The following is a 12,314-nucleotide window of genomic DNA, read 5'->3' as shown; positions in this document are numbered from 1 at the left end:
CGGTACGTGCTGGACCGGGCGGCCGTCAGGCGACCTTGTGGACGGCGGCCGGTTCGGGCGCCTTCACACCCAGCCGGTCCAGCAGCTCGGTGCGCAGCTCGGCGAGGAGCGGATCGCCGATGTCGCGCGGCCGGTCCCGGTCCACCCGGATCTGATGCGCGATCACGCCCCCGTCCATCACCAGGACGCGGTCGGCGAGCAGCAGCGCCTCCTCCACGTCATGCGTGACCAGCAGCACCGCACAGCCGCGCCGCTGCCACAGCTCGGCCACCAGCTGCTGGGCGGTGATCCGGGTGAGCGCGTCCAGCGCGCCGAACGGCTCGTCCAGCAGCAGCAGATCGGGCTCGCGCACCAGTGCGCGGGCGAGCGAGGCGCGCTGGGCCTCGCCGCCGGAGAGGGTCTTGGGCCAGGCGTCGACGCGATGGCCGAGCCCGACCTCGTTCAGCGCCCGCTCGGCCACGGCCCGCCCGGGGCGGCCGGGCAGCCCGAGCAGCACATTGCGCCAGACCCGCTTCCAGGGCATCAGCCGGGGCGCCTGGAAGGCGACGGCCTTGCGGCGCGGCACCAGCACCTCGCCCTCGATCTCCCGGTCCAGCCCGGCGAGCACCCGCAGCAGCGTGGACTTGCCGCAGCCACTGCGGCCGAGCAGCGCCACGAACTCTCCCGCCGGTACGTCCAGTTGGAGGTTGTCGATGACCGCGCGGCCGTCGAACGAGCGGGTCAGCGAGCGCACCCGCACCGCGGCACCGCCGTTCTCGCCCTCCTTCTCCTGCCCCAACTCCCCCTCCTCCAGGGAGTCCTTCTCCAGGGAACTCACTTGCCGGTGAAGTTCGGTCGCCATTGCAGCAGCAGCCTCTCCAGAGTGCGGACGATGAAATCGGCGAGCAGGCCGAGCGCGGCGTAGACGATCAGGCAGACCACGATCACATCGGTCTGGAAGAACTCCCGTGCGCGGTTGAGCAGGAAGCCGATCCCGTCGTCGGCGTTGATGGTCTCGCCGAAGACCAGCGCCAGCCAGGCGGTGGCGAGGGAGTAGCGCAGCCCGGTCATCGCGCCGGGGAGCGCCCCGGGCAGCACCACATGGCGGATCAGCCCCCAGCGGCCGAGCCCGAGCGAGTTCCCGGCCTCGATGAGCTGGGCGTCCACGCCGCGGATGCCCGCGTAGACGTTCAGATAGAGATGGAAGGTGACGCCCAGCGCGATGAGCGCGATCTTCGGGGCCTCGCCGATGCCCATCCAGATGATGAACAGCGGGATCATGCCGACCCAGGGGATGCTGCGCAGCATCTGCACACTCGCGTCGACGAGATCCTCGCCGAGCCGGGACAGCCCGGAGACCAGCGCGAGCGAGACCCCGATGACACCGCCGAGCGCCAGCCCGATCAGCACCCGCTGCACGGACACCAGCATGGCGTGCGGGAGGGTGCCGTCCTCGACCAGGTCGGAGGCGGTACTGGCGATGGTGCCGGGGGAGGCCAGGGTGTCGGAGGGCAACACGCCGGTGGCGCTGGACACCTGCCAGAGCACCAGCAGCAGAAGGGGTCCGGTCGTACGGCGCAGCCATCGCGGCACGGTGCGGCGGCGCGCGGAGAGCGGCACGACCGGTTCGAGAACCGGGGACATGGGGGCTCCACAAAGGGGTACGCCTCGATGCCGGTACAGGCCCGTACACGCCGTACGACACGACGGTCAGCACGGTACGGCGGAACGGGACCGAGGCGAGGGGGAGGAGGGGTGAAGGAGGGGGGAGAAGGTCAGCGGAGGCCGGGACACGCGGCGGACGCCACCCGCAGCAGGTCGATATGACCGCGCGTGGTGAGCAGGGCTGACGTAGACATGCCCTCGAAGCTAGCGAGGACGTCCAGAACCGGTCAATGGTGTCTTGCCCCTCGGACCTTTGTTGCGGGAGTTTTACCCGACGGCGTATCAGGATGGTTCCATGAGCACATTCCGTACCCACACCATCAGCGTCACCACCGGATCCACCGAGACCGTCGCCGACCTCACCGCCGACTGCGAGTCGTATCTGCGCGAGGTGGCGGACGGCGGCGACGGCCTGCTCAACGTCTTCGTCCCGCATGCCACGGCCGGGATCGCCATCCTGGAGACGGGCGCCGGCAGCGACACCGATCTGCTCTCCGCCCTGCGCGACCTCCTCCCCGCCGATGACCGCTGGCGCCACCGCCACGGCAGCCCCGGCCACGGACGCGACCACGTCCTCCCCGCCTTCGTTCCCCCGCACGCCACCATCCCGGTCATCGGCGGCAGGCTGGGCCTGGGCACCTGGCAGTCGGTGTGCCTGGTCGACACCAACCGGGACAACCCCGACCGCCAGGTGCGGCTGAGCTTCCTGGGCTGACGTGGGCTGACATGGGCTGACATGGGTTGACATGGGTTGAGGTTGGGCCGACGTGGGCCGAGGTGGTCACTCCCGCAGGCCCGCCAGCGCCACCGCCCGGTGGCGCAGGGCGAACGCGGCGGGGACGACCGACGAGACCACGGCGAGCACCGCGCAGGCGGCCACGGCGGCGCCGATCGGCGTCCAGGGGACGTCGATCGTGGTCCGTACCGACAGCAGGGCCAGGGCGCTCCACATGCCCACCAGGTTGACCCCGGTGACCAGGACGCCCAGGGCCGCGCCGACCGCGACCACCGTCAGCGCCTCGGCGCCCACCAGCCGCAGCACCTGCCAGGTGGTGGCTCCGGCCAGGCGCAGCACGGCCAGGTCGCGGACGCGGTCGGCGGTCGCCATCACCATGGTGTTGGCCACGGAGATGCCCGTGTAGAGGAGGGCGATGCCGAGGACCAGCAGGAAGCCGAGCCGGGTCGTGCGGTTGGTCTCGGGGTAACTCGCCCTCACCCATTGGCTCTTGGTCAGGACGTGGCCGCCGGTGGTGCGCACCGCCGCACGCAGCCCGGTGGCCGCGGCGTCCGCGTCGGCGCCGGCTGCGAGGGCGATGTCGACCCGGTCCGCGGTCGCGCCCGGTGCGTTGCGCGGGGTGACGTAGACGCCGTTGTCGCCGGTGCCGGTGGCCATCACCGCCGCGATCCGCAGCGATCTCTCCGTGCCGTCGCCGAGCCACACCCGCACCCGCTCGCCCACGGTGTGCCGTTGCCACTCGCCATTGACGATGATCGAGTCGTCGTCGAGATCGCCCGCCTCCCCGGCCTCGATCGGCAGTCGGGACGTGGCGGCGAGCGGGCCCGGGTCGGCGGCGCGGGCGTCGGACTCGCGGAGCGACACACCGTCCTCCAGGACGTACACGGCGCTCGACGAGGTCGCGGACACCTCGACCCCGGGTACCTCGCGCAGCCTGCGCAGCGCCGCCGTATCGAAGCCCGCACCCCCGGCCGGGGTGATGACGAAGTCGGCGGCCGTCCGCTGACGGGTCTCGGTGGCCCGCGCCCGGTTCAGCGTCGCGGTGGCGCCCAGGAGCGAACCGGCGAGGGCGACCGTGACCAGTACGGGCGCCGCGATCGCGGCCGTACGGCGCACACCGGCGGCGGCGTTCTCCCGCACCAGCATGCCGCCGGCACCGGGCAGCCGGGCCGGGAGCCAGGCGATCAGCCGGGTCAGCGGGCGCACCGCGACTGGCGCGAGCAGCGCGACCGCGCTGATCAGCAGCATCGGCCGGCTCACATAGGTCTTCCGGTGCAGCAGGTCGCCCGGGTCGGTGAACAGGGCCAGGCACAGCGTCACGGCGGCGGTCGCCAGCAGGGCCAGGCCGGACAGCCATCGGCCCCAGGTCATCGTGCCGCCCGTCGTGGTGTCCGCTGACGCCTCGCGCAGCGCCTGGGCGGGAGCGGTGCGGCCCGCCCGCCAGGACGCGGCCGCGGCGCCGCACAGCGCGACGAACAGCCCCGTCCAGAAGGCCAGGTGGTACGGCCAGATGTGGTCGCCGATGGTGAACCAGCGCGGCGCGAGACCACCGTCGGCCACCAGGTCGGCCAGCCGTGGCGCACCGTACGCGCCGAGCAGACAGCCGGTGGCCGAGGCGAGCACACCCACCACGAACGCTTCGGCGAAGACCATCCGGCGGATCTGGCCCGGGGTCGCCCCCGCCACCCGCAGCAGCCCGAACTCCCGGCGCCGCTGGGCGACCGCGAACGCGAAGGTGGAGGCCACCACGAACACCGACACGAAGGCGGCGACGCCCCCGGCCGTGCCGAACATCGCGTTCATCGCCGCGAGGGCGTCGCGGTCCCGGTCCGGGTCGGGGTCGGCCTGGCGGCGTCCTTGCCCGGTGAGGACCCGGACGCCGTCGCTGCCGCGTACCGCCTCGCGCACGGCGGCCGGGGCGGCGTCCACGACGAGTTGGACGCTGACCGGTGACAGCCGGGCGGCACGTGCGTCGGTGTAGAAGACGGCGTTCTCGAAGCCGCGCCCGGCGACGGTTCCGACGACCCGCACGGTGCCGCGGTCGGTCCGTACGCGCTTCCCCGGCCTCGCCCAGGCCCCGCTGACCACGACCTCGTCGGCCGCGCGGGGCGGGCGTCCCGCGTCGATCCGGTACGGGGCGAAGGCGGCGGTGGACCAGGGGTGCCCCATCAGGTCGTCCGGGCCGCCCCGCGCCCGTACGGCGAACGACCGGTCCGCGACGACGGCGCCCAGCCCTCGCAGCTTCGCGACGGTCCCGGCGGGCACGGGCCGCGGATGTGCGAGTTTCCGGACCTGGACGCCGGTCGGGGTGTCCACCCGCAGGGTGTCGGCTCCCCTGACCACGACCGGCGCGGCGGCGAACCGCTCGGGCCCGCGGTCGGGCGCGTCCAGGGACGAGGCGAGCGCCAGGCCCATCACCGCGGTCAGCGCGACACCCAGCGCGAGGGCGACGAAGCTGCCGGCGAAGGTGGCCCAGCGGGTGCGCAGGGTGCGCAGGGCGACGCTCAGCACGGCACGGCCTCCAACGTGGCCATGTGCGCGGCGATGGCGTCGGCCCCGGCCCCGGCCAACTCGCCGCTCACCCGCCCGTCGACGAGGAAGAGCACACGGTCGGCCCGGGAGGCGGCCACCGGGTCGTGCGTGACCATGACGATCGTCTGGCCCTCGCCGTCGACCATGTCACGCAGCAACCTCAGCACCTCACGGCCGGTCCGCGAGTCGAGCGCACCGGTCGGTTCGTCGCCGAAGAGCACATCGGGCCGGGTGATCAGGGCGCGGGCCAGGGCGACGCGCTGCTGCTGGCCACCGGACAGCTCCGCCGGCCGGTGCCGCGCCCGCTCGCCGAGCCCGACCCGCTGAAGCACCTCACGCACCCGGGCCTTGGCGGGGCGGTGGCCGGCGAGGCGCAGGGGCAGCGTGACATTCTGCTCCGCGGTCAGGGACGGCAGCAGGTTGAACGCCTGGAACACGAACCCGACGCGCTCGCGGCGCAGCAGGGTCAGCCTGGTCTCGCTCAGCTTCGTCAGCTCGGTCCCGGCCATGGTGACCGACCCCGACGTGGGGCGGTCCAGCCCCGCGGCGCACTGAAGCAGCGTCGACTTGCCGGATCCCGAGGGGCCCATGACGGCGGTGAACGATCCCCTGGGGAACGTCAGCGAGACGTCGTCGAGCGCCGTCACCGCGCCATCGCCGGAACCGTAGCGTCTGCTGACGGAACGCAACTGGATCACGTCGTTGTTCATCTGTCCCCACTCCGCCGGGTTGTCGTCCTCGGTGACCTCACGAAACCGCGCGGGGGCACCGCGCCGCAGTACGGCAGGGGCGAGACCTGGGGTAGGGCCAGGCATACCCCCGAAGGACTCCCTGGCCCGATGGCAGCGGCGGGGCGGGGCCTTCTACGGTGGCCCCCATGCACCCGCGGAACGTGTGGCACGCCATGTCCGGACCGGGCTTCCTGCTGTCGTCGTGGCCGTGGCGCGCCGCCGGATATCTGCTCACCGGAGCGGTGACCGGTGTCGTCGCGCTCGTGGTGATCGCGGCCACGGCGGCGGCCGGAGCCGTTCTCGCCCTCGTACTGGTGGGAATCCCGCTGCTCGTCCTCGCGGCCCTCACCGGAATCCCGGTCGCCTGGGTGGAACGGCACCGGATGCGTCTGATCGACGCGGACCCCGCCGTCGACCCGCACCGGGCGCCCGCCGCCCATGGCCTGTGGCCCTGGCTGACCACGCGCATGCGGGAGCAGGTGACGTGGCGGGAGCTCGGCCACGCCCTGCTGTTCGCGGTGGTGCTGTGGCCGGTCGACGCGCTCGTCGTGGCCGTGGCCCTGCTCTGCCCGCTGTCCATGGTCGCGACCCCGCTGCTGATGGCCACGGTCGGTGGTGGCCAGGAGGCGAAGGTGCTCAAGCAGTGGACGGTCACCACCTGGCCGGCGGCCTCCGGTATCGCCGTCCTCGGTGTGGTGCTCCTGTTGCTGGGCGCCTACGTCCTGGGGGTGGTGGCGGGCGCCCGGGCCGGACTGACACGTCTGCTGGTCGCTCCGCGCGAGGCCGAACTGGGCACCAGGGTCGTCGAGTTGACCCGTTCCCGCCTCCGGCTGGTGGACGCCTTCGAGGCGGAACGGCGGCGCATCGAGCGCGATCTGCACGACGGGGCGCAGCAGCGGCTGGTGGGACTGACGATGACGCTCGGTCTGGCCCGTCTGGACGCCCCTCCCGGACCGGTCGCCGATCAGCTCGAGAAGGCCCATGAGGAGGCGGACCAGGTGCTCGCGGAGCTGCGCGAACTCATCCGCGGCATCCACCCCAAGGTGCTGTCGGACCACGGCCTCCCCGCGGCCGTCGCCGACGCCGCGGACCGCTCCGCGATCCCCGTGGACGTGGATCTGGCCCTGTCCGGACGGCTGCCCCAAGCGGTCGAGGCCGCCGCGTACTTCGTCGTCCGCGAGGCCCTGACCAACGTCGCCAGGCACAGCGCGGCGAGCCGCGCGGAGGTGCGTGGGAGCCACCGGGACGGACGGCTGCTCCTCGAGGTGCGCGACAACGGCCGGGGCGGTGCGGACGCAGGCGCCGGAACCGGCCTGACCGGACTCGCGGACCGGGTTTCGGCGCTGGATGGCAGAATCTCCCTGTCCAGTCCGCCGGGCGGACCGACCCTGTTGCGTGTGGAGATCCCTTGCGTACGGACCGACCGCTCCGCGTAGTACTGGCGGAGGACAGTGTGCTGCTGCGGGAGGGGCTCATCGGCCTGCTCGGCCGCTGCGGGCACGATGTCGTCGCGGCCGTCGGCGACGCTCCCGCGCTGCTCGCCGCGGTCGAGGAGCACGCTCCCGACATCGTCCTGACGGATGTGCGGATGCCCCCGGGGCTCCAGGACGAGGGCCTGCGCGCGGCCGTGCGGCTGCGCGAGAAGCGGCCCACACTGCCCGTCCTGGTGCTCAGCCAGTATGTGCAGCGGACGTACGCCTCGGAACTGCTGGACTCCGGTGACGGCACGGGCGTCGGCTACCTGCTGAAGGACCGCGTCGGTCAGGTGGCGGACTTCGTGGCCGCCCTGTGCGAGGTCGCGGACGGTGGCACCGTCGTCGACCCCGAAGTGGTACGCCAGTTGCTGCGCCGGCGCCGCGATCCGCTGGAACGGCTCACCGCGCGGGAGCGGGAGGTGCTGGGGCTGATCGCGGAGGGCAAGTCGAACGGCGCCATCGCCCGTGCGCTGGTGGTGTCCGAGGCGGCCGTGGGAAAGCACATCGGCAGCATCCTCACCAAGCTGGACCTTCCTCCGGCGGAGGAGACGCATCGCAGGGTGCTGGCGGTCCTCGCCTACTTGCGGGCGTGACGCGGAGGACGACCGGGAGGACCGGCCCGGCTATCGCTTGCCCGTGAGGTTCTCCATCACCTCGTGGACCTGGTCCGGGGTGAGCGGGCCCACGGGAAGTGGCCGGCGGACGGCCTCGGTGCGCAGTCCGTCGAGGAGGAAGGCGATATTGCGGCGCCAGGCGTCGGGGGCCGTGCGGGGGGTGGTGCGGGCCAGCACGGAGTTGGAGCCGAGGACGAACACCAGGTCCTCTGTGGTGAAGTCGGGGCGCAGCGCACCCGAGTCCTGGGCCCGCTCGATGATGCGCTTGGCGGCGTCCAGCGTCCGGCCGCAGACGGCCATGAGGCGTTCGGCGCCCGGGTAGCGGCCCCCGACCACATCGGCGACCGCCGGATCGACGGCCTGCATCCGGCAGAGCTGCTCGATGTAGTACGCGAACCCCCTCCCAGGCGTCCTCGTTGGCCAGGGCCCCTTCGGCGATCTCCTCGAGGCGCTCGGCCGCCAGGTCGGTCACCACCTCGTCGATGAGCGCCTCGCGGGTGCCGAAGAGGTTGTAGAGCGTGCCGTGGCTCACTCCGGCCCGCCGGGCGATCTCCTTCAGCGGTACGTGGAGGCCACGTTCCTGGAACAGCTCGGCGGCGGCTGCCCGCAGCTTCTCCGCGTTTCGTTGCGCGTCGGCCCGCATCCGGTCGTTCCTCCTGGTCCTGGCGTGGCGTCCTCCATGGCCCGCCGGTTCGGGCGCGAAGGCTTCCGGGTCGCCCTGGTGGCGCGCCGCAAGGACCGCCTGGACGGGCTCGTCGAGCGGCTCGCGGGCGAAGGCGTCGAGGCGGCCGCCTTCTCCGCCGATCTGTCGAAGTCTGACGAGGTGCCCGCCCTGGTCGCGGCCATCCGCGACCGCTTCGGCCGGATCGACGCCATCGAATACGGGCCGATCAGCGGTGACCAGGGCTTCACCGCCGCCACCCGGCTGGATGCGGCCACCCTGGAGGGATTGATCCCGCTGCTCCTGCTCACCCCGGTGGAGGTGGTCCGCGCCGTGCTGCCGGAGTGGACCGAGCGCGGCGACGGCGCCTTCCTGCTGACCCACGGCTGCTCGGCGGCGCGGCCGATGCCCCACCTCAGCGGCGTGGGCCCGGTGATGGCCGCCGCCCGCAACTACCTGTACTCGCTCAACGGCGAACTCGCCGACACCGGCGTCTACGCGGGCACCCTCACCATCGGGGCCATGATCGAGCGCAGCGAGATAGCCGAGTCGGCCACCCTGTCCGCGGCCGACGCCGAAGCGCTCGCGAACTTCCCCGTAGCCGACCCGGACGACCTCGCCGAGCACTACTGGGACATGTACATCAAGCGCGACCGCGTCGAGCAGTTCCACCCGGAGCCCCCGGCCCCGCAGGCCACCGCCGGGTGACCCGCGGGGCCGGGGGCTCGGGCTGTGCGGCTACGCCCAGCGGCCTGAGCCGTGCGGCTACGCCCAGCAGCCGTTGACCGTGGCGGCCAGGCCGTCGAGGGTGTCCTTGGTGGCGGCCGGGTCGGCGGAGGACTGGTTCTCGATGAAGGAGAACACCTTCCACCGGCCGTCCTCCGCCTTCGTCAGGCCGCTGAGCGCGATGGCGCCGGTCAGCGTGCCCGTCTTGGCCTTGACCTGGTTGACGGCGCACTGGGAGTCCGGGGTGTCGAAGCGGCCCCACTCGGGGCCCAGGGTGCTGCCCGCCTCGCCCGCCACCGGCAGGCCCTCGTCGATGGAGCGCAGCAGGCCGCGGTAGCGCGGGTCGGTGACCAGGTCGAGGATGTCCGCCACGGTCCGCGCCGGGATGCGGTCCGCGCGGGAGAGCCCACTGCCGTCGTGGATCTCGAAGTTGGTCATCGAGACCCCGTAGCGGTGGCTGAGGACGTCCCGCACCACGGCCGTGCCGCCCTCGTAGGTGGCGGGCCTGCCGGCGCCGAGCGCGGTCATGCGCAGCACCGTCTCGGCGATGTCGTTGTCGCTCGTCTTGAGCATCTTCTTGATCGTCTCGGACAGCTTGGGGGACAGGTGCTGCCCCACCGGGACGTCCGTCGCCGAGGCCGTGCCGCGGGTGACCTCGCCGTCGACGGTGACGCCCTGGTCGGCGAGTTGCTGGGCGAAGACCTTGCCCGCGTCGATGGAGGTGTCCGCGGACAGCTTGCCGTCCACCACCAGGGAGCGCACCGGCGACACCTGGTCGTCGTAGTAGGAGTCGTTCCAGCCGGTGGCGAGGGTCGGCTCGGGGAAGAGGCTGTCGTCGACGCGGACCTTGACCGAGCCCAGGCCCCCGAGCTTCACCCCGGCGGCGGCCGTCTTGGCGAGTTCGGTGAGATCGGCGGTGGTCAGCATGCGGTCGCCGCCGCCGATGAGGGTGAGCGTGCCGTCGCCGTAGACCACCCTGGTGGTGAACCGGTGCTCGGGGCCGAGCACGGTCAGCGCCGCCGTGGCGGTGGCCAGCTTGGCGTTGGACGCGGGCATCAGGGCGGTGTCGGCGTCATGCCCCCAAATGACCTTGTCGGACGCGGAGTCCAGCACGATGCCGCTGAAGGTGTCGCCGAGGCTCGGGTTCTGCGCGCGGGTGTTGAGGTTCTCCGCGATCCGCCGCTCGGCGGGGTCCAGCCCGTCGGCGGCCGCGGACTGGGCCGTCGTGGTGGTCTTGGTGCTCTTGTCGGCGGCGAGCGCGGACGGAGCGGACAGCAGCGCGCCCGTGACCGGGACGGCCGCGACGATGAACGCGCGGCGCACGGCGAGGCTCATGGGCTTGGCTTTGCGATGACGCCCGGTGGACGAGGTCGCGCTGGACATGGGGGGCTCCGGGGCGCGTGGAGGGACATGGGGGGTGAAACGAAGAACTCACTTTAGCCGTAGCTGATCACCTTCGTCCCGTCAGTCCGTGGACATGTGGTGAAGCCGATGCGGAGATACGTCATCGCACCGACTCCTCCGGCTATTTACGAGATATCGCGACCATCGTTGAGAACGATCGCCCCGTCGTCCGTATCCATCGGCGTCGGGCTGCGCCCTCCACTCCGGGACGGATGGGGGAGCGCGCTCCGACATGGCCGAGGGCAAGGCGTCCCCGGCGTATGGAGACTGCCGATGAGGGGCGAAGGATGAGGAACAAGAAAAGACACAAGCGATCCAGGGTCATCGGGCTGACCGTGGTCGGAGTGACCGCACTGGCCGTGGGCGGCGGGGCGCTCCTGATGACCGACAACGACGCTTCCGCCGCCCGTCAGCCGACCGGGCAGCAGGCGGCGGCGCGGACGGCGATGACCGTCAAGTGTCCGGATGCCGCGACCCGGCTGGCGAGTGTGCCGCAGCGGGCGCGGCCCACCGTGGACAAGGAACTGGCGACGATGGACAGCCAGGTGGCCGACGCCTACAAGCAGTTGGCCGCGCGCGGCCCCGGCGCCGACCGGGACTGGGTGCGCACCCGGGTGCTGGAGCCGCTGACCGCCCAGCGGCGTGGCGCGCTGAACCGCATCGGGAACGAGATCGGCCGGGTGGCGAGCCGCCCGTCCGGCCTGGACACGATGGCTTCCTGCACCGTGCAGGAAGCGCCCAACCCCGCCGCCGCACCCGCCGCCGCGTCAGCGGGCGCCACCCCCGCCGCGGGAACGGCCGCCCCCGCCGCTCCGGCCGCGGGCGGCCAGGCGCGGTCCGGCCCGGTGCGGGCGGACTTCGTGGACATCCGCAAGGTGAAGCCGAACGTCAAGAACCCCCGCAACCGGGGCAACGCCTCCCGCGGCACCTTCTCATCGCGCTGCGGACGCAATGAGAACAAGCACTTCAACTCGGACAACGTGATCGTCGCCCCCGGTGTGTCCAACGGCGCCCACCATATGCACGACTACGTCGGCAACCGCGACACCGACGCCTTCTCCACCAACGACAGCCTCGCCGCCGCCGGGACCACCTGCACCAATGGCGACCGCTCCACCCACTACTGGCCGGTCCTGCGGCTCCAGGACGGGACGAAGGAGGTCGACGCCGACGCGCCCGGCGGCGGTACCGAGGGCAACATCGGGAAGATCCTGCGGCCGACCACCGCGTCGATCACCTTCCGCGGCAGCGCGGTGTCCAAGGTCGTGGCGATGCCCAAGTTCCTGCGCATCATCACCGGCGACGCCAAGGCCTTCACCAACGGCACGGCCAACGCCAACGCCTCCTGGAGCTGCACCGGCTTCGAGAACCGGCAGCTGAAGGACAAGTACCCGCTCTGCCCGAAGGGCAGCAAGGTGGTCCGTACGTTCAAGTTCCAGAGCTGCTGGGACGGCAAGAACGCCGACAGCGCCAACCACCGCACCCATGTGGCGTTCGCGGACGCCAAGGGCGGGTGTGCCAAGGGGTTCAAGGCCATTCCGCAGCTGATCCAGCGGATCACCTACAAGGTCGCACCAGGCTCGCTCTTCGCGGTCGACAGCTTCCCCGAGCAGCTGCACAAGCCGGTGACCGACCACGGCGACTTCATCAACGTGATGTCCGACTCGCTGATGATAAAGGCCGTGAAGTGCATCAACACCGGGCGTAAGTGCGGCTGACGGCCGCGGCACGCAAGGCCCGGTGCCCCGGCCGGACTTCACATCCGGAGATCCGGCCGGGGCACCGCCCACA

General features: G+C 72.3%; 12 protein-coding genes and 1 pseudogene. 5 read left to right on the top strand and 8 right to left on the bottom strand.

The features are described from left to right. Positions 1–25: 25 nt before the first annotated feature. The 3 genes from ACJX2R_RS08620 to ACJX2R_RS08610 all read right to left on the bottom strand — a co-directional run bounded on the left by ACJX2R_RS08620 (position 26) and on the right by ACJX2R_RS08610 (position 1,838). Positions 26–841, bottom strand: a complete 816-nt coding sequence (locus ACJX2R_RS08620) for an ABC transporter ATP-binding protein (protein WP_413099527.1) — start codon at positions 839–841, stop codon at positions 26–28. Further along, positions 814–1,623, bottom strand: coding sequence for an ABC transporter permease (locus ACJX2R_RS08615; protein WP_262698886.1), 810 nt, complete (start codon positions 1,621–1,623; stop codon positions 814–816). Before ACJX2R_RS08615 ends, ACJX2R_RS08620 begins: the two co-directional genes overlap by 28 nt. Before the next feature lie 131 nt (positions 1,624–1,754). Then, positions 1,755–1,838 (bottom strand): putative leader peptide, encoded by an 84-nt coding sequence (locus ACJX2R_RS08610; RefSeq protein WP_350203233.1) that lies wholly within the window; start codon positions 1,836–1,838, stop codon positions 1,755–1,757. Between the two features lie 101 nt (positions 1,839–1,939). On the opposite strand from ACJX2R_RS08610, the gene ACJX2R_RS08605 reads away from it, so the two are divergent. Beyond that, positions 1,940–2,359, top strand: a complete 420-nt coding sequence (locus tag ACJX2R_RS08605) for a YjbQ family protein (RefSeq protein ID WP_262698887.1) — start codon at positions 1,940–1,942, stop codon at positions 2,357–2,359. Positions 2,360–2,425: 66 nt separating this feature from the next. Here ACJX2R_RS08605 and ACJX2R_RS08600 read toward each other — a convergent pair whose 3' ends face one another. Together ACJX2R_RS08600 and ACJX2R_RS08595 are read right to left on the bottom strand one after the other, a co-directional pair. Further along, positions 2,426–4,891 (bottom strand): FtsX-like permease family protein, encoded by a 2,466-nt coding sequence (locus tag ACJX2R_RS08600; RefSeq protein ID WP_413099526.1) that lies wholly within the window; start codon positions 4,889–4,891, stop codon positions 2,426–2,428. Beyond that, positions 4,885–5,622 (bottom strand): ABC transporter ATP-binding protein, encoded by a 738-nt coding sequence (locus ACJX2R_RS08595; protein ID WP_413105805.1) that lies wholly within the window; start codon positions 5,620–5,622, stop codon positions 4,885–4,887. The genes ACJX2R_RS08600 and ACJX2R_RS08595 overlap by 7 nt, the downstream gene beginning before the upstream one ends. Positions 5,623–5,816: 194 nt before the next feature. On the opposite strand from ACJX2R_RS08595, the gene ACJX2R_RS08590 reads away from it, so the two are divergent. Further along, a complete protein-coding gene (locus ACJX2R_RS08590; protein WP_413105804.1) occupies positions 5,817–7,079 on the top strand; it encodes a sensor histidine kinase in 1,263 nt (420 codons plus the stop codon). After that, the gene (locus tag ACJX2R_RS08585; RefSeq protein WP_413099525.1) at positions 7,052–7,711 is read left to right on the top strand and encodes a response regulator; all 660 of its coding nucleotides are present in this window, start codon (positions 7,052–7,054) and stop codon (positions 7,709–7,711) included. The genes ACJX2R_RS08590 and ACJX2R_RS08585 overlap by 28 nt, the downstream gene beginning before the upstream one ends. A gap of 30 nt (positions 7,712–7,741) precedes the next feature. Here ACJX2R_RS08585 and ACJX2R_RS08580 read toward each other — a convergent pair whose 3' ends face one another. Next, complete coding sequence (locus ACJX2R_RS08580; protein WP_413099524.1) at positions 7,742–8,098, bottom strand: hypothetical protein; 357 nt, start codon at positions 8,096–8,098, stop codon at positions 7,742–7,744. 166 nt (positions 8,099–8,264) lie between these two features. Beyond that, positions 8,265–8,375 (bottom strand): annotated as a pseudogene (locus ACJX2R_RS08575) (TetR family transcriptional regulator); the annotation flags it as partial. A gap of 36 nt (positions 8,376–8,411) precedes the next feature. Between ACJX2R_RS08575 and ACJX2R_RS08570 the strand changes: the two are divergent. Next, positions 8,412–9,101, top strand: coding sequence for an SDR family NAD(P)-dependent oxidoreductase (locus tag ACJX2R_RS08570; RefSeq protein ID WP_413105803.1), 690 nt, complete (start codon positions 8,412–8,414; stop codon positions 9,099–9,101). A 57-nt stretch (positions 9,102–9,158) separates the two neighbouring features. On the opposite strand, the gene dacB is transcribed toward ACJX2R_RS08570, so the two are convergent. After that, positions 9,159–10,502, bottom strand: a complete 1,344-nt coding sequence (gene dacB / locus ACJX2R_RS08565; RefSeq protein ID WP_413099523.1) for a D-alanyl-D-alanine carboxypeptidase/D-alanyl-D-alanine-endopeptidase — start codon at positions 10,500–10,502, stop codon at positions 9,159–9,161. 308 nt (positions 10,503–10,810) lie between these two features. Here dacB and ACJX2R_RS08560 point away from each other — a divergent pair, with 308 nt between their 5' ends. Beyond that, positions 10,811–12,241, top strand: coding sequence for a DUF1996 domain-containing protein (locus ACJX2R_RS08560; RefSeq protein WP_413099522.1), 1,431 nt, complete (start codon positions 10,811–10,813; stop codon positions 12,239–12,241). Positions 12,242–12,314: the final 73 nt, after the last annotated feature.

Origin of the sequence: Streptomyces sp. Inha503, assembly GCF_047215865.1 — a bacterium.
GTDB classification, from domain to species: domain Bacteria; phylum Actinomycetota; class Actinomycetes; order Streptomycetales; family Streptomycetaceae; genus Streptomyces; species Streptomyces lycopersici.
Note: the sequence above shows the minus strand (reverse complement) of the source record. Positions and strands in the feature narration are given on the sequence as shown.

Excerpts from the sequence above, each read along its gene's own strand:
- ACJX2R_RS08595 (WP_413105805.1), bottom strand. The coding sequence starts at position 5,622 with ATGAACAACGACGTGATCCAGTTGCGTTCCGTCAGCAGACGCTACGGT.
- ACJX2R_RS08570 (WP_413105803.1), top strand. The coding sequence starts at position 8,412 with ATGGCCCGCCGGTTCGGGCGCGAAGGCTTCCGGGTCGCCCTGGTGGCG.
- ACJX2R_RS08605 (WP_262698887.1), top strand. The coding sequence starts at position 1,940 with ATGAGCACATTCCGTACCCACACCATCAGCGTCACCACCGGATCCACC.
- ACJX2R_RS08560 (WP_413099522.1), top strand. The coding sequence starts at position 10,811 with ATGAGGAACAAGAAAAGACACAAGCGATCCAGGGTCATCGGGCTGACC.
- ACJX2R_RS08610 (WP_350203233.1), bottom strand. The coding sequence starts at position 1,838 with ATGTCTACGTCAGCCCTGCTCACCACGCGCGGTCATATCGACCTGCTG.
- dacB (WP_413099523.1), bottom strand. The coding sequence starts at position 10,502 with ATGTCCAGCGCGACCTCGTCCACCGGGCGTCATCGCAAAGCCAAGCCC.
- ACJX2R_RS08580 (WP_413099524.1), bottom strand. The coding sequence starts at position 8,098 with ATGCAGGCCGTCGATCCGGCGGTCGCCGATGTGGTCGGGGGCCGCTAC.
- ACJX2R_RS08590 (WP_413105804.1), top strand. The coding sequence starts at position 5,817 with ATGTCCGGACCGGGCTTCCTGCTGTCGTCGTGGCCGTGGCGCGCCGCC.
- ACJX2R_RS08615 (WP_262698886.1), bottom strand. The coding sequence starts at position 1,623 with ATGTCCCCGGTTCTCGAACCGGTCGTGCCGCTCTCCGCGCGCCGCCGC.
- ACJX2R_RS08620 (WP_413099527.1), bottom strand. The coding sequence starts at position 841 with ATGGCGACCGAACTTCACCGGCAAGTGAGTTCCCTGGAGAAGGACTCC.